We start from the raw sequence: 19,711 nt of genomic DNA, 5'->3' as shown, positions 1-19,711 counted from the left end.
GGAGAACCTAGCGATGGAAGATGGCGGAGGTCATGTCAATGACCGAGCGGGCATTCTTGTATGGAAGTTGATGGATCGGTGACGGACCCCCACCCGACCTCCCCCTGGAAGGGGGAGGAGGAGACGGTGGATGGGGCGCGATCTTACCGGCCCCTACGCTTGGGCGTCCTAGAACGTCTCGCTGAGGTTGCGGACTTTCAGGGAGGTGATCAGCTCGGAGGCCGATGGGGTGGCGCCGTGGCGGGGGGTGAAGGTGAGGTCGGTGGTGCGGCCCGGCAGAAGGGTCACGGCATTGTCGGAGAAATAGCCGGGCGCATCGACGGTGGCGGTGACGAAGAGGGCCGGCTGGTCGCTGGTCAGGCTCAGCACGAGCTGACCATCGACATCGGACCAGGCGGCCCGGACCTTGGGCTGAACCAGTTCATAGGCCTTGTAGGGCATGGGGAAATAGTCGTTTTCGCCCAGCAGGTTGCCCTTGGCATCGCGCCAGGAGAAGAACAGGAACTCGTCGGCAGCCAGATCATCGAAGGGAAGGGTTGCGACGGTGATCGCGGCGTCCGGCCCAATGGCGGTATTGCCGGAAAAGACCACACGTTCGCCCCCGGCAATCTTCACGGCCTTGATTTCGAGCGCGACACTGACCGGGCCGGCGGTGTCGTTGATGCCGCGGAAGACAATGCTGGTCGGCGGGGCATTCTCGACCGGGGTGCCGCGCGAGTTGGTGGCGACATCGTCATGCACCGGCACGGCGACGACATTGACCGGCAGGAAGAAGCGCTTGGCCATGTATTGCAGCAGCTTCCACTGCCCGCCGTAATCGAGGCTCGACCAGGAGGCGACCGGCCAGATGTCGTTGATCTGCCAGAACAGGGTGCCCATGCAGCGCGGCTTGGTGGAGCGCCAGTATTCGATGGCGGTCTTGATGGCGAGGCCCTGCTGGATCTGGCTGAGGAAGACCATCTGGTCGAAATCGCGCGGGAAGCGGAAATAGCGCGTCATGGTCTCGAGGATGCGGGCATTGCCACCGGCATTGCGCTGGTGGTTTTCCATGACCGGGGAGGACGGATTGCGGTCCTTGGGTTCGGCGAAGGTTTCGATGACATTCATCGAGGTGAAGGACTGGAAGCCGAATTCGGAGGCAAAGCGTGGATTGACCGTGCGATAGGCCTCGAAGGGCTTGGCCGAGTGCCAGACGTCCCAATAGTGGGTGTCGCCGCGCGTATCGGCATGCCAGCCGTCGGAGAAATCGAGATAGCCCATGGACGGCGAGGACGGCCAGAAGCGGCGGGCCGGATCCTCGTCCTCGACGATATTGCCGAGCATGCTGTTGAGGCGATCGTAGTTGGCGACATAGCGCTCGGGCGAGGCCTTGGTCTCGGGATACCAGTGCAGCGAACCGATGACTTCATTGTCGCCGCACCAGAGCGCGATCGAGGCATGGTGGCTGAGGCGGCGCACCTGCTGGGTGATCTCGGTGCGGACATTGTCGAGGAAGGGACGATCGGACGGATAGCTCATGCAGGCGAACATGAAATCGTGCCAGATCAGGATGCCGAGCTCGTCGCACATTTCGTAGAAATAGTCGGGCTCGTATTGGCCGCCACCCCAGATGCGCAGCATGTTCATGTTGGCGGCCTTGGCGCTTTCGAGCAGGTCGCGGATGACGGCGGGAGTGATGCGGGACGGAATGGCGTCGGCGGGAATCCAGTTGGCGCCGAGCATCGAGATATCGCGGCCGTTGATGCGGCACTTGAAGGAGTGGTCGATCTCGTCCTTCTCGACGATCCATTCGAGCTTGCGCAGGCCGATCTGGCGGGTGGTCTTCTCACCCTCGAGATTGGTGACCAGCTCGTAAAGCGGCTGCTCGCCCTGCCCCGCCGGCCACCAGAGGCGTGGATTGCGAATGGTGACATTGTGGGTGAAGACGTTCTCACCCTTGTTGACCACCAGCTTGTCGGCGATCACCTGCCCGTCGATGGTGTGTTCAAGTTCCACTTCACCGTGAGCAAAGGCAAAAACGCGAGTCTTCAGAGTCAGTTCGACCGAATTGCTGCCATGAGCCTGATCGACCTGGACACTCTCCTGACGCGCCAGCCGCGACTTGCGCAGGCTCATGGTGCCATAGACACCGATGGGCATGATGCAGATGCCCCAATCCCAACCCGCATGGCACGCGGCCTTGCGGATGAAGTTCATGTGGATGCCCTTCAACCCGTTGGTCTGGTAGTTCTTGGTGAAGGGGATCGGGAAGGGATGGGCGTCCGCGCGCGCCTTGGCGACATCGGGGGCAATGTCGAATTCGATGCGCAGCGTGTTGTCGCCCGCGCGCACCTTGCCGGTCACGTCGATGTCGTTGCGGATGAAGCTGTTCTGCGTTTTGGCGATAACCTCGCCATTGAGCAGGATGGTGGCAATGCAATCGACCTCGGCCAGGGTGAGGGTCAGATAGCCATCGATATCGGCCGGGGTGGCGGTGAAGCGGCGCTCGACGGACCAGGCGGTCTCGTTGACCCACATCACCGTCTTTTCGTTCTCGCCGAAATAGGGATCGGGAATGCGGTTTTCCGCCAGAAGCGCGGTGTGCACGTCGCCGGGCAACTGGATCGGCGCGGTGATATCATTGCTCGGAGACGACAGGGTGAAAGTGCCCTGCAAATCGAGGGCGGAATAGGTGGCTGGCATGGCCATGGTCGTCTCCTGAAGGCATTTTGCGGCGGCGCCAGCGCGCATTTGGCTGGTCATGATCGCCCGCTGCAATCGATTGCAGCAGCCTTCTAGCCGGACTCGCGGAGTGTTCCAATGGGCTCGAACGCAGATTTTGCGGCAATTGCATCGTTGCCACGGCCGATTTCAGCAGAATTGTTGCAGGTCGGACGGTTCCGTTTACGTGTCTATTAGGGTTTGTGCGGGTAGTTTCGGCCGATACGAGGAGGCCAGAAGGCCAATGTCGGCTCTGATGACCATAAAGCGGTTCTTTGCCGTTCCGGATGATCCCGATCTGGTTCAGGCGCAGGCGCGCGCCTTCAGTCGCCAGGTGCCGCTGATGTACGGCATCCTGCTGGTCAATTCTCTGGTGCTTGCCGCCACCCATACCGAGGCCCCCGAACTGTTGCGACTGGTTGTGCCGGGCCTGTTGGCGCTGGTCTGCTTCATCCGCATCACCATGTGGCTGCGCACGCGGGGCCGGCCCATATCGCACGAAAAGGCACGGCGCCTGCTGGTCAGCGCGGTCCTGGTCGCCGGCATTCTCGGGATCGGGTTTTCCTGGTGGGCGCTGAGCCTTTATCCCTATGGCAATGCCTACCAGCAGTCCCATGTCGCCTTCTATATGGGCCTGACCAGCATATGCTGCGTGTTCTGCCTGATGCATCTGCGCGCCGCGGCCACCATGGTGGCGCTGTGCGTCATCGTACCCTTCACTGCCTTTTTCGTGATGAGCGGCAATCCGGTTTTCGGGGCCCTGGCGTTCAACTTCGTGCTGGTCGTCGCCGGGCTGATGTCGATCCTGTTCGGCAATTACCAGGACTTCGGTGCACTGGTGGCCTCGCGCGCCGCGATCGAGCGCAAGCAGAGCGAGACGCAGCGGCTGTCGGACGAAAACAACCGGCTTGCCAATATGGACAGCCTGACCGGCTTGCCCAACCGCCGCTCCTTTGACCGCCAGCTCAGCGAGACGCTCGCGGCCGCGCAGGCCGCCGGCAGCACGATCGCTGTCGCCCGGCTCGATCTCGACAGTTTCAAGGCGATCAACGAGACCTTCGGGCAGATCACCGGCGATCGTGTGCTGATCGAGTCCGCCAGGCGCCTTATGGCGCTGCGCAAGGCCGACACATTCGTGGCCCGGCTCAGCGCCGACAATTTCGCCCTGATCATGCAGGGCGACCTGCACGAGGCCGGCCTGCGCACGCGCGGGGAAGTGTTGAGCAATGCGATGCGGCTCAGCTTCGACCTGCCCAATGCCATCATCCACCTGTCGGCCTCGGTGGGCTTTGCCACGTCACGCCCGGGCGACAGCGCCGAGACGCTCTATGACCGGGCCGACTACGCCACCTCCATCGCCAAGCGCGAAGCGCGCGGCGCGGCCGTCATCTTCTCGGAGCGGCACGCCAAGGAAATCAGCAAGGTCCGGACGCTCGAACACGCGCTGCGGACGGCCAACCTGGACGAGGAAATCCACATCCTGTTCCAGCCGCAGTTCGACATCGCGCTCAACCGGACCACGGGCTACGAAGTGCTGGCCCGCTGGCGCAGCCCGACGCTGGGCGATGTTTCGCCGGCCGAGTTCATTCCGATGGCCGAGCGGATCGGCGTGATCTCGCGGATCACCCAGACGGTGCTGCGCAAGGCGCTGGCCGCTTCGGCGCGGCTGCCCAATTCGCTGCGGCTGTCGGTGAACCTCTCCGCGCATGACCTGGCGTCCTTCACGGCCATCGGCGCCATTGTCTCGATGGTGACGCGCGCCGGCGCCCCCTGCCGGATCGACTTCGAAATCACCGAGACCGCAGTGATGCGGGACATGGAGCAGGCCAACCAGGCGCTGCTGTCGCTGCTGGCGCTGGGGTCGCGCATTGCGCTGGACGATTTCGGCACCGGCCATTCGAGCCTCACCCATGTGCAGAAGCTGCCGCTGGACCGGATCAAGGTGGACCGCAGCTTTGTGGCGGAAGTGACCAGCGATCCCACCAGCCGGGCCATCATCAAGACCACGGTCGACCTGTGCCGGAACCTGGGGATTTCCTGCGTCTTCGAGGGCATCGAGACCGAGCAGCAGCTCGACGCCCTGCTCGGGCTGGGCGGCACGGTGATGCAGGGCTACCTGTTCGGCAGGCCGATGACCGAGGACATGGTGATCGAGCAGCTGTCGAGCGAGCGCAAGGGCTGGCAGGCCCACCGCAACCAGATCTTCGGCGCCGCAAGCTAGCCGCACTGGCAGCAACGCCATCGTGGACCCGCGGGTCGCGCGGCAGTATCATCATGATCGATACGTCCAACCCGCCCCGGCGGGCGGCAGGGTTTTCTCGACTCCAGTAGCCAGGTGATCCGGCGGCGCGGGCCCCGGCCGCACCCGGCCAGATGTGGCAAGCCAAGGGAGGCAAGGATGCCAAGATACATATTCGCCTATCACGGCGGCAGCATGCCCGAGACCGAGGAGGAAGGCGCCAAGGTCATGGCGGCCTGGACGGACTGGTACGCGGCCATGGGCGGCCAATTGGCCGATGGCGGGGCAGCGGCCGGCCGGTCGATGACCGTGCATAGCGATGGCAGCGTCAGCAATGACGGCGGGGCCAATCCATTCAGCGGCTATACGGTGGTGACTGCCGACAGCCATGACGCGGCCAATGCCATCGCCAAGGGTTGCCCGATCCTGGCAGCGGGCGGGAGCGTGGAAGTCTGCGAGCTGATCGAGATGTAGGGTGCTGCGCCCGGCGGCGAGGCCGGGCGCAGCCTTTTCATTGGGCGATTTCAGGACGCCTCCAGGTCGAGGAAACCGCCGGACTGGCGTTCCCACAGCTGCGCATAGTGCCCGCCAGAGGCCAGCAGCTGGGCATGGGTCCCCTCCTCCACGATCTGGCCCTGCTCCAGCACGACGAGCCGGTCCATGGCCGCGATGGTTGAGAGACGGTGGGCAATTGCGATCACCGTCTTGCCCTGCATCAGCGTGGTGAGCTGCTCCTGGATGGCCGCCTCTACCTCGGAATCGAGGGCGGAGGTGGCTTCGTCGAGCACCAGGATGGGCGCGTTCTTGAGCAGGACGCGGGCAATGGCGACGCGCTGGCGCTGGCCGCCGGAGAGCTTGACGCCGCGTTCGCCGACATGGGCGTCGTAGCCACGATTGCCCTTGGGATCGACCAGACCCATGATGACGTCATGAATCCTGGCCTGCTCGGCGGCCCGCATCATTTCCTCGTCGGTCGCATTCTGGCGGCCATATTTGAGGTTCTCCCGGACCGAGCGATGCAGCAGGGACGTGTCCTGGCTGACAAGGCCAATGGCGGCGCGGACGCTTTCCTGCGTCACGCTCCGCACATCCTGCCCATCGATGCGGATCGCCCCGTCCTGCACGTCAAACATGCGCAAAGCGAGGTTGACCAGGGTCGACTTGCCCGAGCCGGACCGTCCGACGAGGCCGATCTTTTCGCCCGGCGCCACAGTGAGGTTGAAGGCATCGATGACCGAGCCCTCCTTGCCGCGCCAGTAGTTGAAACTGACATTGTCGTAGGTCAGCTCGCCTTTGGTGACGGCCAGCGCCTTGGCCTCGGGCCCATCGAGCATGGTCAGCGGCTGGGCGATGGTCTCCATGGAATCGCGGATATTGCCGATCTGACGGAAGATGCTGGAGCCGATTTCGAGGATCCAGCCGCTCATATTCATGATCTGCAGCGCGAAGGGGATGGCGGTGGCGACCGCGGCCGCGGTCAGCGCGCCCTCGTTCCAGCCAGTCAGCGCCAGCCAAGTGACCGAGACCACGAGGCCCGCATTGAGCAAGAAGAGGGTCGACCACATATAGGTGAACACCCGCATGAGCTTCCGGAAGCTGATGGCGTGGTCATCGATGGAATCGGCCACGTAGCGGTCCTCGTGCCCGCCGGTGGAGAAGGTCTTGAGCGTCTGGATATTGGTGTAGCTGTCCACGATCCGGCCAGTCATCACCGACTTGCTCTCCGAGAGCTCCTCGGAATAGCGGGCAATCAGCGGCATGGTGATGGAAAACAGCACCGCATAGAGCAGCAGCCAGACCCCGATGGGCACCAGCAGGACCGGATCGAGCTGGGCCAGCACGATGATGGCCACGACGACGAAGACCAGGGCATACCAGGCAGCATCGATGGTGAGGTTGACCCCGATCTCGATGGCTTCGCCGGCCTGGATGATCTTGTTGGCGACGCGGCCGGCAAAGTCGTTCTGGAAGAAGGTCCAGCTCTGGCGGATGACGTGCCAATGGCTCTGCCAGCGGACCAGGTCCACCAGGTTGGGCACGATGGCGTGGTTGCGGATCAGCGTATCGAGCAGAAAGGTGAGCGGGCGCACCAGAACGACGACGACGATCATCCAGAGGAAGGTCTGGCCGTGGCTGGTGAAGATGTCGCCGGGATTGGTAGTGGCCAGCATGCCGACGATGAGGCCGACAAAGACCGGCATCAGCGCATCGGCAATGGAGCCGATCGACACGAGCAGGATGCGGATGATGAAGGCGGCGCGAAACTGGCCGATGAAGTAGCCGACAAATGGCCGGAGGCCCATGGGCGGCTGCCGGTTTTCGGCAAGCGCGGTGGGCGAATAAAGATGGTCGAAATAGGAAATGACGCGGTTGAACATTTTGAGCTCATTTTTGAGCCGCGCCTGACAGAGGGTTCTGGTCTCGGGTCAGGTTCGGTGACGATCGGAGGGTTTGGACTTGCGGCGCGTACCGGGGTTCGGGTTGCCGTTGGCTCGGATCGTGATGATGTCACCCATCTGGGTTCTCCTTTGGTTGGTTGGGTCTGCGTTCTTCCTTCTCCCCTTGAGGGAGAAGGTGCCCGAAGGGCGGATGAGGGGTGCTGCGCCTTCCCCCGACATTGAAGCATGGGGTGGCGCAGCACCCCTCACCCTGTCATTTTCTGCTGAACGCAGAAAATGTCGTCCCTCTCCCTCAAGGGGAGAGGGTAGAAAGAGCCTACTGCGCCGCCTCTTCGGGCTGGTCGGCGTCGATGAAGCCGCCGGACTGGCGGTGCCAGAGCTGGCTGTAGATGCCGCCGCTGTCGACGAGCTGGGCATGGGGGCCGGTTTCGACCACGCGGCCTTTGTCCAGCACCACCAGCCGGTCCATCATGGCGATGGTGGAGAGGCGGTGGGCGATGGCGATGACGGTCTTGCCCTTCATCAGCAGCTGCAGCTGGCCCTGGATGGCGGCTTCGACCTCGGAATCGAGGGCGGAGGTCGCTTCGTCCAGCACCAGGATGGGCGCATTCTTGAGCAGGACGCGGGCAATGGCGATGCGCTGACGCTGGCCGCCGGACAGCTTGACGCCGCGTTCGCCGACATGGGCATCAAAGCCCTTACGGCCCTTGGCGTCGCTGAGCCCGGCAATGAAGTCCGTCGCCTCCGCCAGATCGGCCGCCTCGCGCATCATCGCCTCGGTCGCGTCGGGGCGGCCATAGAGGATGTTGTCGCGCACCGAACGATGCAGCAGCGAGGTATCCTGCGTGACGACGCCGATATTGGCGCGCAGGCTATCCTGGGTGACCTGGGCGATGTCGTGCCCGTCGATCAGGATCTTGCCATCGGCACGGTCGTAGAAGCGCAGCAGCAGGTTGACGATGGTCGACTTGCCGGCGCCGGAGCGGCCGACGAGGCCGATCTTCTCGCCGGGACGGATATGCAGGTTGAGATTGTCGATCACCCCGGCAGTCTTGCCGTAGTGGAAGGAGACATTCTCGAACTTGATGTCGCCCTTGACCTCGGGCAGCGCCTTGGCCCCGGGCGCGTCGGAGACGACGCGGGAAACCGAGAGCGAGGAGATGCCGTCGCGCACCGTGCCGATATTCTCGAACAGCGAGGACATTTCCCACATGACCCACTGACTCATGCCCTGGAAGCGCATGACGAGGCCGAGCGAGACGGCCAACGCGCCGGGCGTCATCAACTCATTGAGCCAGAGCCAGATGCCGGTCGCCGCCACCGCGAAGAGCAGCAGGGCATTGGACCACAGCACCGAGACGTTCAGCACGCTGAAGAGGCGCATCTGCCGGTAGGCGGTGTCGAGGAACTGGTCCATCGCCTCCTTGGCGTATTTCTCCTCACGGTTGGAATGGGAGAAGAGCTTGACGGTGGCGATATTGGTGTAGCTGTCGACGATACGGCCGGTCATCAGCGAACGGGCATCGGCCTGCGCCTCGGAAATCTTGCCCAGGCGCGGGATGAAATAGACCATCATCGACACATAGGCGACGAGCCAGACGAGGAACGGGATGGCCAGGCGCCAATCGGCAGAGGCCGCCAGGATCACGGCGCCGGTGAAGTACACGACGACATAGACCAGCATGTCGAGCAGCTTCATGACCACTTCGCGCACGGCGAGCGAGGTCTGCATCAGCTTGGCGCCGATGCGGCCGGCGAACTCATCCTGGAAATAGCTCATAGACTGACGGATGAGGTAGCGATGGCTCATCCAGCGGATGCGCTGGGGGAAGTTGCCCAGCAGAGTCTGGTGCATGGTGAGCGTGGAGAGTAGCGCAAAGGCGGGCACGACAAAGACAACCATGGCCCCCATGAGCGCCAGCTTCCAGCCATCGGTGGCAAGGAAGGTCTCGCGGTCGGCATCGGCCAGCCAGTTCACCACATCGCCGATGAAACCGAAGACGACGATTTCGCCCACTGCCACGGCGGCGGCGGCAAAGGCCATCAGCGCCAGCCACTTCTTGGCGCCGTGCGAATAGTGCAGGCAGAAGGCCAGCAGGCCCTTGGGGGGCTCTACCGGATCGCCAGCGGGATAGGGATCAAGACGTCGTTCGAACCAACGCAGCATAGAAGTTCACCTAGATGTGCCTGGAGAGCATCGCGCAGACGGCGTCCCGCGTTCCAACTCAGATGGAACAAGGACGAACGGGTCGATGCGATGCCGACCGGGAATATTGGATACCGTGCTCGATACGCCCTCAATTGACGCAGAGGAGCAGCGTGTGCAACCGAAGAAAGCCCCCTCCCCAATGCCGTCCCAATTGGCGTAGAAGAGTGGACCGGAGCGGTCGCAGGCCGATCAGGATACACGAATGCGTCGCGTTTGCTGTTGCGGCGGCGCCACAGTCAATTTCAGACCGACGATTATTTGACGGACAGGTTCATGCGCACCGAAACCGAGCATACCATCTACCTCAAGGACTATACGCCGAGCCCCTACCGGATCGTGTCGGTGGCGCTGGATTTCCGCATCCTGGCGGAGCAGACGCGGGTGCAGGCGCAGCTGACGGTGGAGCCGCGCGAGACGACCGCGCCGGGCACGCCGCTGGTGCTGGACGGGGATGAACTCAACCTCACCTCGATCGCCATTGACGGGCTGCCGCTGGTGCTGTCGGCCTATGCGGCCGATGCCAATGGGCTGACCATCATCGAGCCGCCGCTGCGCCGCTTCGTGCTGGAAACCGAGGTCATGCTGCAGCCCGAGGGCAATACCAAGCTGATGGGGCTCTACCGTTCGAGCGGCACCTGGTGCACGCAATGCGAGCCCGAAGGCTTCCGGCGCATCACCTATTATCTCGACCGGCCGGACAACCTGGCCGTCTTCAAGGTGCGCATGACGGCGCCGCTGGACCTGGCCCCGGTGCTGCTGGCAAATGGCAACCTGGTCGACAAGGGCGATGCCGGCGACGGCATGCACTATGCCGTGTGGGAAGACCCCTTCCCCAAGCCGGCCTATCTCTTCGCGCTGGTGGCGGGCGACCTCGGCTCGATTACCGACAGTTTCACCACCGCCTCGGGCCGCAAGGTAGAGCTGGGCATCTATTGCACCCATGGCAAGGAAGAGCAGTGCCTGTGGGCCATGGACAGCCTCAAGCGCTCCATGGCCTGGGACGAACGCCGCTTCGGCCGCGAATATGACCTCGACATCTTCAACATCGTCGCCGTCTCCGATTTCAACTTCGGCGCGATGGAGAACAAGGGCCTCAACATCTTCAACGACAAGCTGGTCTTCGCCAAGCCGGACACGGCCACCGATGGCGACTATGACGGCATCGAGCGCGTCATCGCGCATGAATATTTCCACAATTGGACTGGCAACAGAATCACTTGCCGGGACTGGTTCCAGCTCTGTCTCAAGGAAGGCCTGACGGTCTATCGCGACCAGGAGTTCACCTCGGACGAGCGCTCGAGAGCGGTCAAGCGCATCTCGGACGTGGCCATGCTGCGCCGTGCGCAGTTTCCCGAGGATGGCGGCCCGCTGGCCCATCCGCCGCGGCCGGACCAGTATCGCGAGATCAACAACTTCTACACGACCACGGTCTACGAGAAGGGCGCCGAGATCGTGCGCATGCTGGCAACGCTGCTGGGCGAGGCCGGCTTCCGCAAGGGCATGGATCTCTATTTCGAGCGCCATGACGGCGAGGCCACGACGATCGAGGCGTTCCTTGCCGCCTTCGCGGATGCCAATGGCGTCAATCTCGACCAGTTCAAGACCTGGTACCTGCAGGCCGGCACGCCGCGGCTGAGCGTGGATGAGAGCTACGACGCAGCGGCGCAGACCTATACGCTCAAACTGAAGCAGGAGACGCCGCCGACGCCGGGCCAGCCGAGCAAGGAGGCGCTGGTGGTGCCGATCAAGTTCGGCCTGCTCGGCCCCAATGGCAGCCCGATGGGCTGGAGCGGGGTCAGCGGCGCCGAAGTGCGGGACGACATGATCGTGCTCGACGGCCCCAGTGCCGAAGTCACCTTTACGGGCATTGCCAACCGGCCGGTGCCATCGCTGCTGCGCGGCTTTTCCGCGCCGGTCATCCTCGAGAGCAGGGCGAGCCAGGCCGACCAGCTGTTCCTGGCGCGGCATGACAGCGACCCGTTCAACCGCTGGCAGGCGCTGCAGGATGTCGGCATGGACCTGGCGGTGGCCGCGGTCGGTGGCACGGCCTGGAGCCAGGAGTCGATCACGGCATTGAGCCAGGCCATGGCCGATACGCTGGCCAGCACGGAGCTGGACGACGCCTTCAAGGCACTGGCGCTAGCCCTGCCCGACGAGTCGCTGATCGGCCGGACCATTGGCAAGGATATCGATCCATCGGCCATTCACGCAGTGCGGGACCAACTGCTCAAGGCGGTGTTCGAGCCGCTGGCCATGGAATTGCTGGCGGCCTATCGCGCCCTGACCAGCGCCGCGCCTTACGCGCCCGACCCGGCCAGCACCGGACGGCGGGCATTGCGCAACCGGCTGCTGAGCCTGCTGGTCGCGAGCGAAGCGGCGGGTGCCTCCGGGCTGGCAGCGCAGCAATATGCGCAGGCGAGCAACATGACCGACCGGCTGGCCGCGCTGGCGGCTTCGGCATCCGCGGGCACGGCGGAGGCCCCGGCCATGCTGGCGGATTTCCGGACCCGGTTCGGCGCCGATCCGCTGGTGCTGGACAAGTGGCTGACGGTGACCGCCGCGGCGCCGCGGGACGGGGTGATCGAGGATATGAAGGGCATCCTGGACGATCCCGGCTTCCCCAAGACCAATCCCAACCGGCTGCGCGCGCTGGTGGGCACCTTTGCCATGAGCAACCCGACGCAGTTTGCGCGGGCCGATGGCGCCGGCTTCCGCTTCGTCGCCGATTTCGTCGCCGAGGTGGACAAGATCAACCCGCAGGTGGCTGCCCGCGTGCTGACCGGTTTCCGCATCTGGCCCATGCTGGAAAGCGGCCGCCGCGATGCCGCCAAGGCGGCGCTGACGGGGTTGCAGAACAGCGGCACGCTGAGCCGGAATACGGGCGATATCCTGTCGCGCATGCTGGCGGGGTAGGGGCGGCTGCACCTGAGCAAACCGGCAGAGTCTCAGTCGACACCCTCCCCCTTGTGGGGAGGGGCCAGGGTTTGGCCCGATATCCGGGCTCTCGCCCCCCTCCCAACCTCCACCATCAAGGGGGACGTGCTGTTCGGTGGGTGTGACTGCATCCTGCCCTCCCGGCCAAACGCCCGCCGCCGTTGGAAGAATTTTTCTTCACCCGCTAAGTGATTCTGCCGACTCGTGATTTTGCCGGAACGGGGCTCGCGCCCGCATGGGCGGGGCTGGACACCAGAGTCCGGCTGATTCATTGTTCGTTAAGGGCAAATCGGGCGGGTCCAAAACCCACAAAATCGGGAGAATACCATGCGGTCGGCGGAGGCATCCGGCGCCAGCGTTACCGGATTCGGCGCGGGCAAAGGCAAGGCAGATACGCACCGTCGGGATGACAGTGGCCTAGCACAGGTCGCCCATCCGTGTCGCCCCGGCGTGTCGCCCATTACCATTGCCGTGGCCCTGACCGCGCTGCTCTGCGCCACGCTGTTCGTGATCTATGACACGGCCCGCACCTTTGACGATGCCCGGCGCGAACTTGCCGTCATCGGCACGGCGCTGGCATCGGAAATTGCCGAGCTCTCGCCCGTTGAGGCTGGCGCCGTGCTCGCCGCATCGCGCCGCCGCTTCGGGACCGTCACGCGTGCCAGCCTGCTGGGCCCTGACGCCGCCGCGCCGGCACCGCTGATGGCCAGCCTGATCGTTCCGGCCGAGCCGCATGGCGTGCTGGCCCTCGAAACCGAGCAGAGCCAGGCCTGGACGGGCGTAATGCAGCGCGGCGGGGCGGTCTTTGCGCTGGCGGGGCTGATGACGCTGCTGGCGTCGCGCCGGCGCCGCGACATGCCCGACCTGATGCAGCGGCACAATTTCAGCACGCTGGCCTCGGCCATTCCGCTGGGCGTCGCCTGCTGGACCAAGGCGGGCAAGCTGATCGTCTGCAACGAGCAATACCGCAACCGGCTGCAGCTGGGCCAGGGCAGCATGACCTACCAGGACGCGGTGAAACGGCTCAGCATGGGCGGCTATATCAAGCTGATCAACGACGATGACGGCAGCCGGGTGCTGGAGCTGCATCGCGAGGATGGCTCGTGCCTGCTGATCGACGAGCGACCGCTGGGCCATGGCGCCTTCATGACGCTGGTCAGCGACGTCACAGAGGCACGCCGCGCCGATACGATGCTGCATGCCATCCGCCAGGAACAGCGCCTACTGGCCCGGCGCTATCACGAGGAAAAGCTCAAGGCAGAGGCGGCGAGCCGGTCCAAGACCAATTTCCTGGCCCATCTCAGCCACGATATCCGCACCCCGCTCAACCACATTATCGGCTTTGCCGAACTGATGCGGCACCAGACCTATGGTCCGCTGGGCGATGCGCGCTATGCCGACTATGTGCAGTCGATCAAGACTTCGGGCGAGCATCTGCTGGCATCCTTCGCCACCATCCTCGACCTGGCGGAGCTGGAAAGCGGGCAGAAGTCGCTGCGCAGCGAGCCGGTGGCGGTGGACGAAGTGCTCGACAGCGTGCTGGAGCGCTTCCGGGCGCAGGCGACGCGGGCGGGGCTGACATTCGTGCTGGACGCACCCTGCGGCGCCGTGGTGCTGGGCGACCGGCTGGGTCTGGTGCGCATGGTGGGCAATATCGTGGAGAATGCGCTGCGCTTCACCCCCGGCGGCGGGCGCATCACGCTGGCGGCCTTTGCGGCGCGCGATGGCGTGGTGATCGAAGTCACCGATACGGGCATCGGCATGGACGAGGAACGTCTCGCCAGCCTGTCGCAACCCTTCGCACTGGGCGACGCGACCTTTACCCGCGAGGGCGTCGGGCCCGGGCTGGGCATTTCCATCTCCCGCGCCATTGCCGAACTCAGCGGCGGACATCTGGCCATCGATTCCAGCCCGACGCTGGGAACCACCGTGGCCATATCCCTGCCGCTGGGCGCGGAAAGCGTCCGGGTCGCGGCTTAGCACTTCACCTAGGGTGCTAGAGCCCCCGCGCCTTCTCGTACCATTTCGCCGCGGCGGAGCTGACTTCGCTGCGCATCTGGACCAGATCCAGTTCCAGCCGGGTGAAATCGGGATAGTGCGTCAGGCCGGCCAGCAATTCCTTGAAGGCGGAGGTCCAGGCCTCGTCCTTGAACGGGCTGATCAGCGCCGAGCTCATCACCTGCAGCACGGTGGAATAGGTTTCGTGGATTTCGGCCAGCCTTGCGCCTTCGGGCACGAGGCCGGTCTCGCCCAGCCGGGCGAGGACGCGGGTGGTCAAAGCCTGCGGCAGGCCGATGGTGGCGCCGGCGACCAGCTGGGCCGACTGGGCCATGAATTCGAGATCGACCAGACCGCCCTCGGTGAGCTTGAGATCGAAGGGGTGGCGCGCCGGGCGCTCCTTGGCCATCAGGGCGCGCATGGAGACGACGTCATCGATGGTCTTGGCGACGTCGCGCGTGCGCGACATGACTTCGGCAATGGCCGCATCGACCTCGTAGCCGAAGCCGGCATCGGCGGCGATGACGCGGGCCCGGCTCAGCGCCAGATGTTCCCAGGTCCAGGCATTATCGCGGTGATAGGCGCGGAAGCCTGTCAGGCTCGTCGCCAGCGGGCCGGCATTGCCCGAGGGCCGCAGCCGCATGTCGGCCTCGTAGAGCACGCCCTCGGCGGTGGGTGAGGTGACGGCTGCCACCAGGCGCTGGGTGAGGCGGGTATAGTAGTGATTGGTGCTCAACGGCTTGTCGCCATCGGACTCAGTGTCGGGGGCGTCGTAGAGCAGGATGAAATCGAGGTCCGACGTCGCCGTCATTTCGCGGCTGGCCATCTTGCCGAAGGCCAGCAGGGCTACGCGCCCGCCGGCCAGCTTGCCATGGCGGCGCTCGAATTCAGCGCTGACGCTGTCGAGCAGGCGGTGCACCAGGGTTTCGGCGAGGGCGGTGAACTGCTCCCCTGCCCCGGTGGCGCTGACCGTGCCGGAGAGCAGGCCGGCGGCGACGAGGAATTTCTGCTCCTGCCCGATGATGCGGGCGCGGTCGATGATTTCCTCGTAGGAGCGGGAATCGGCGAGGAAGGCGTCCACCTTGGCGATGAGCACGTCGCGGTGGGTCACCTCATTGGCGAAGGCCGGATCGATCAGGCCATCCATGACATGGGCGCGGTGGATGACCGCTTCGGACATGCGCGGCGCCGAGGCCATGAGCTGGACCAATAGCGTGCGCAGGCTGGCATGGCTGCGCAGCAGGGCGAAGAGCTGTACGCCGGTGGGCAGGCGCGACAGGAAATTGTCGAACTTGGCCATGGCCTCGTCGGCATTGCCCGCGGCGCCCAGCGTGGTCAGCAGGGCCGGCAGCAGCTCGGTGAGATGGGCGCGGGCGGCCGCGGCGCTGGTGGCGGGATAGCTGCCATAGTGCCACTTGCGCACCGTGGCGATGGCCTTGGACGGGTCGGCGAAGCCCATGGCGCTCAGCGTCTCCACCGTGCCGGGATCGTCGTCGCTGCCGGTAAAGACGAGATTGCCCTCGCCGCTGCCCAGCGTTTCGCCTTCGGTGAAGAGCTCGGAATAGTAACCGACCACCCGCTCGAGCGCGGCGCGATAGTCCGATTCAAAGCGGCGCAGGTTGGGTTCACCCATCAGCCGGCCGATGACGGCGACATCCTCGGGCGCGGCGGGCATGACATGGGTCTGCTCGTCGCGCAGCATCTGCAGCCGGTTCTCGACGGCCCGCAGATACCAGTAGGTCTGGGTCAGCTCGGTTGCCGCCTTGGGAGTGATCCAGTTGGCATCGGCCAGAGCCGCCAGGGCGTGGGCGGTGGGCTTGACGCGCAGCGACTTGTCGCGGCCGCCGGCAATGAGCTGCTGGGTCTGGGTAAAGAACTCGATCTCGCGGATGCCGCCGCGGCCGAGCTTGACGTTGTGGCCCTCGACCCGGATATCGCCGACATTCTTGGAAATGTTGATCTGCCGCTTCATGGCCTGGATATCGGCGATGGTGGCGAAGTCGAGATGCTTGCGCCAGACATAGGGCGCCAGTTCGCGCAGGAAGGCCTCGCCCACCCGCAGGTCGCCGGCGCAGGCGCGGGCCTTGATCCAGGCAGCGCGTTCCCAGTTCTGGCCGCGCACTTCGTAATAGGCGAGCGCTGCCTCGAAGGAGAGCGCGACCGGGGTCGAGCCGGGATCGGGACGCAGGCGCAGGTCGGTGCGGAACACATAGCCGTGGGCCTGGCGGTCTTCCATCAGGCCGACCAGCTTCTGCACCATGCGGGAATAGAATTTCGTTGCCTCGCCGGGGTCGGCGAGCACGCCCTTTTCGAGGTCGTAGAAGGCGACGATATCGATGTCGGACGAGTAGTTGAGCTCCTGCCCGCCATGCTTGCCCAGCGCGAAGATGGCCAGGCCCGAACGGGCGGCCGTCGCCTCGCTGGCAGGAATGGCCAGCTGGCCGCGCTCGGCGGCCTGGCGCATCAGCAGGTTGAGCGCGGCGTCGAGCGCGGCGTCGGCCAGATCGGACAGGGCTGCGGTGGCCTGTGCCGTCGTCCAGGCGCCCCCGGCTTCAGCCAGGGCCGCCAGCAGCGCCGTCCGGCCCTTGGCGATGCGCAGCACCGGCGCCAGAGCGTCCTCGCTGGCCGCGGTGCGGCCGAGGGTTTCGACAATGTCGATTATGTCGGTGAAGGCGCCGTCGGCGCTGTCGGAAAGCGTGGCGGCCAACCAGTCGGGATTGGCCTGGGCCAGGGCAAGCAGATAGGGCGCTGCTTCCAGCAACGGGCCAAGCGTGAGCGATGCTGCAGCCAGAATCCTCTGTTGCTCAGCGGGAAGTTCGTCCAGCCAGGCACTGAAACGCGGCGTCTCGATGGGCGGCAGTGCGTGGAGCTTGATGACCATGAGCGAGGATTAGCGTGGCCGTGGGATGGGAGCAAGGTGGCCTTCCCTTCTCTCCCTGAGGGAGAAGGTGCCCGAAGGGCGGATGAGGGGGTCGCCCCCCACCTAACCTCCCCCTGGTAGGGGGGAGGAATCCCTCCGGCGTTTATCGCAGACAGTGCCACAAGCCGGATCCGCCCCTCCCCCTACCAGGGGGAGGCTGGGTGGGGGTCTTCCTGCTACGCCCCCGGCAGGTCGATCACCGCCCTGACGCCCGGCGCATTGTCTTCGATGCGGAAGGTGCCGCCATGGAGGCGTGTCACGGCGTCGACCAGTGACAGGCCCAGGCCGGAGCCGGGCTCGGAGCGGCTTTTTTCGAGGCGGACGAAGCGTTCGAGCACGCGCTTGCGGTCCTCCTCGGCGATGCCGGGGCCGTTGTCGGCGACTTCGATGAGCACGCGGCCGTCGTGCTGGCGCAGGCCGACGGTGATGCGCCCCTGCCCTTCCCCTTCGGGCTTGGCATATTTGACGGCATTTTCCAGCAGGTTGACCATGGCCTGGCCGATCAGCTCGCGATTGGCATGCAGGTGCACGCCTTCGACAATGGCAGTCTCCACCTCGATGCCCTCATCTTCGGCGACGGGGCCATAGAGTTCGGCCACATCGGCGACGACGGCGCTGACATCGACGTCGCTGAGGGCGCCGGAGGGGGCCCCCGCTTCAGCCCGGGCGATCATCAGCAGGGCGTTGAAGGTCTGGATCAGCCGGTCGCTCTCGGCAATGGTGGTTTCGAGCGCCTGGCGGCGGGCTTCGTCGTCAGCCCCATCACGCAGGGCGGATTCGGCCTGGTTGCGCAACCGGGTCAGCGGCGTCTTGAGGTCATGCGCGACATTGTCGGTGACCTGCTTGAGGCCCTGCAGCAATTGCTCGATGCGATCGAGCATGGCGTTGAGATTGGTGGCGAGGCCATCGAATTCGTCATTGCGGCGGGTCACCGGGACGCGCTCGGAGAGATTGCCCGACATGATCTTGGTCGAGGTATCGCGGATCGTGTCGATGCGCTTGAGCACGCGGCGCGCGGTGACGCCGCCAGCAATGATGGAAAAGAGGATGATGCCGAGCACGCCGAACAGGAAGCTCTGCACGATGATAGCCGAAAAGCCGCGGCGTTCGACCACGTCGCGGCCGACAACGAGCCGCATGCCATTGCTCAGCTCCACCGAACGGACCACGGCAAAGCCGGATTTTTCCGGCCGTGGCGGAGCGTTCTCGTCGGGCGGATCGATGAAGGGGTTGGCGCGCTCATAGTCGAAGCTGTGGATGCCCGGCTCGATCAGCACATTGGCGGGAATGTCGGTGACATTGCCGAGCAGGTATTGCCCGCTGGCGTCGCCCAGATAATAGACGCCCGGCCCCGGCGCGCGGGAAATCCGCTCCAGCGCAAAGGCCAGGGCCCGCACGCCCTGATTGGCATCGATGCGCTGGAAGACGCGGACCTCGCGGTCGATGTCATCGGCCTGCTGGCGCTGGATCAGCACGCTGGACTGCCAGGTGATGAAGGCCAGCAGCAGGATGGCGAACAGCGAAAAGATCAGGATGAACGTCGCCGTCAGCCTGACCGTGGAGGTGCGCCAGAGTTGCAGGAAGCGGTTCAAGGCCTACTCGCGGATCATGTAGCCGGCGCCGCGCACGGTGTGCAGCAGCGGGGAAGCGTGGCCCTTGTCGATCTTGGAGCGCAGGCGCGACATGTGCACGTCGATGACATTGGTCTGGGGATCGAAGTGATAGTCCCAGACATTTTCGAGCAGCATGGTGCGGGTCACCACCTTGCCGGCATTCTTCATCAGATATTCGAGCAGGCGAAATTCGCGCGGCTGCAGCAGGATGGTCTCGCCGTCGCGCTCGACCTTGCGGGAGAGCCGGTCGAGCGCCAGCCCGCCCACCTGGTAGCTGGTGGCCGCTTCGGAGGGGCTGGAGCGGCGGGCCAGCACTTCGACCCGGGCGAGCAGCTCGGTGAAGGCATAGGGCTTGGTGAGATAGTCGTCGCCACCGGCGCGCAGCCCGGTGACCCGGTCGTCCACTTCGCCCAGGGCGGAAAGGATGAGCACCGGGGTCTTGTCGTCCTCGGCGCGCAGCGACTCGACGATGGAGAGGCCGTCGCGGCGGGGCAGCATGCGATCGACGATGAGCACGTCGTAATCCATGCCCGAAGCCATGGCATAGCCAGTTTCGCCATCGGCGGCGTGGTGGGTGATGTGTCCGGCCTCGTCGAGGGCCTGGATCAGGTAGCTCGCGGCCTCGCGATCATCTTCGATCAGCAAAATCTTCACCGCGACGCTCCATTCAACGCATTAGAAACGGCCCCGGGGCGAACC

10 protein-coding genes are annotated in these 19,711 nt (G+C 64.9%); 4 read left to right on the top strand and 6 right to left on the bottom strand.

The features are described from left to right. Positions 1 to 168 precede the first annotated feature (168 nt). Positions 169 to 2,688, bottom strand: coding sequence for a glycosyl hydrolase 2 galactose-binding domain-containing protein (locus ACLI1C_RS06710; RefSeq protein ID WP_411396106.1), 2,520 nt, complete (start codon positions 2,686 to 2,688; stop codon positions 169 to 171). A gap of 256 nt (positions 2,689 to 2,944) precedes the next feature. On the opposite strand from ACLI1C_RS06710, the gene ACLI1C_RS06705 reads away from it, so the two are divergent. Together ACLI1C_RS06705 and ACLI1C_RS06700 are read left to right on the top strand one after the other, a co-directional pair. Then, positions 2,945 to 4,921: a putative bifunctional diguanylate cyclase/phosphodiesterase gene (locus tag ACLI1C_RS06705; RefSeq protein ID WP_411396105.1), complete on the top strand. Its 1,977-nt coding sequence runs from the start codon at positions 2,945 to 2,947 to the stop codon at positions 4,919 to 4,921. A 177-nt stretch (positions 4,922 to 5,098) separates the two neighbouring features. After that, positions 5,099 to 5,413, top strand: coding sequence for a YciI family protein (locus ACLI1C_RS06700; RefSeq protein ID WP_411396104.1), 315 nt, complete (start codon positions 5,099 to 5,101; stop codon positions 5,411 to 5,413). Positions 5,414 to 5,463: 50 nt separating this feature from the next. On the opposite strand, the gene ACLI1C_RS06695 is transcribed toward ACLI1C_RS06700, so the two are convergent. Continuing rightward, positions 5,464 to 7,317, bottom strand: a complete 1,854-nt coding sequence (locus ACLI1C_RS06695) for an ABC transporter ATP-binding protein (protein ID WP_411396103.1) — start codon at positions 7,315 to 7,317, stop codon at positions 5,464 to 5,466. A 337-nt stretch (positions 7,318 to 7,654) separates the two neighbouring features. Continuing rightward, positions 7,655 to 9,505 (bottom strand): ABC transporter ATP-binding protein, encoded by a 1,851-nt coding sequence (locus ACLI1C_RS06690; RefSeq protein WP_411396102.1) that lies wholly within the window; start codon positions 9,503 to 9,505, stop codon positions 7,655 to 7,657. Between the two features lie 315 nt (positions 9,506 to 9,820). On the opposite strand from ACLI1C_RS06690, the gene pepN reads away from it, so the two are divergent. Together pepN and ACLI1C_RS06680 are read left to right on the top strand one after the other, a co-directional pair. Next, positions 9,821 to 12,460 (top strand): aminopeptidase N, encoded by a 2,640-nt coding sequence (pepN, locus tag ACLI1C_RS06685; protein ID WP_411396101.1) that lies wholly within the window; start codon positions 9,821 to 9,823, stop codon positions 12,458 to 12,460. A gap of 348 nt (positions 12,461 to 12,808) precedes the next feature. Then, entirely contained in the window at positions 12,809 to 14,461 is a 1,653-nt protein-coding gene (locus tag ACLI1C_RS06680) for a sensor histidine kinase (RefSeq protein WP_411396100.1), read from the top strand. Between the two features lie 16 nt (positions 14,462 to 14,477). Here the strand turns inward: ACLI1C_RS06680 and ACLI1C_RS06675 are convergent, their stop codons facing one another. From ACLI1C_RS06675 to ACLI1C_RS06665, 3 genes are all read right to left on the bottom strand, one after another. Then, positions 14,478 to 17,360: a bifunctional [glutamine synthetase] adenylyltransferase/[glutamine synthetase]-adenylyl-L-tyrosine phosphorylase gene (locus tag ACLI1C_RS06675; RefSeq protein ID WP_411396098.1), complete on the bottom strand. Its 2,883-nt coding sequence runs from the start codon at positions 17,358 to 17,360 to the stop codon at positions 14,478 to 14,480. A 215-nt stretch (positions 17,361 to 17,575) separates the two neighbouring features. Beyond that, positions 17,576 to 18,991 carry an ATP-binding protein gene (locus tag ACLI1C_RS06670; protein WP_411396097.1) on the bottom strand — a complete coding sequence of 472 codons (1,416 nt, stop codon included), beginning with the start codon at positions 18,989 to 18,991 and terminating at the stop codon, positions 17,576 to 17,578. A 3-nt stretch (positions 18,992 to 18,994) separates the two neighbouring features. Beyond that, complete coding sequence (locus ACLI1C_RS06665) at positions 18,995 to 19,666, bottom strand: response regulator transcription factor (protein WP_411396096.1); 672 nt, start codon at positions 19,664 to 19,666, stop codon at positions 18,995 to 18,997. Between the last annotated feature and the right edge of the window lie 45 nt (positions 19,667 to 19,711).

This window comes from Devosia sp. XGJD_8, assembly GCF_046614475.1.
Lineage (GTDB): Bacteria > Pseudomonadota > Alphaproteobacteria > Rhizobiales > Devosiaceae > Devosia.
This window is presented reverse-complemented; position numbering and strand designations above follow the sequence as displayed.

What these genes read in the sequence shown, in the direction of transcription:
- ACLI1C_RS06680 (WP_411396100.1), top strand. Translation starts at nt 12,809, where the DNA reads ATGCGGTCGGCGGAGGCATCCGGCGCCAGCGTTACCGGATTCGGCGCG.
- ACLI1C_RS06675 (WP_411396098.1), bottom strand. Translation starts at nt 17,360, where the DNA reads ATGGTCATCAAGCTCCACGCACTGCCGCCCATCGAGACGCCGCGTTTC.
- pepN (WP_411396101.1), top strand. Translation starts at nt 9,821, where the DNA reads ATGCGCACCGAAACCGAGCATACCATCTACCTCAAGGACTATACGCCG.
- ACLI1C_RS06710 (WP_411396106.1), bottom strand. Translation starts at nt 2,688, where the DNA reads ATGGCCATGCCAGCCACCTATTCCGCCCTCGATTTGCAGGGCACTTTC.
- ACLI1C_RS06690 (WP_411396102.1), bottom strand. Translation starts at nt 9,505, where the DNA reads ATGCTGCGTTGGTTCGAACGACGTCTTGATCCCTATCCCGCTGGCGAT.
- ACLI1C_RS06700 (WP_411396104.1), top strand. Translation starts at nt 5,099, where the DNA reads ATGCCAAGATACATATTCGCCTATCACGGCGGCAGCATGCCCGAGACC.
- ACLI1C_RS06705 (WP_411396105.1), top strand. Translation starts at nt 2,945, where the DNA reads ATGTCGGCTCTGATGACCATAAAGCGGTTCTTTGCCGTTCCGGATGAT.
- ACLI1C_RS06695 (WP_411396103.1), bottom strand. Translation starts at nt 7,317, where the DNA reads ATGTTCAACCGCGTCATTTCCTATTTCGACCATCTTTATTCGCCCACC.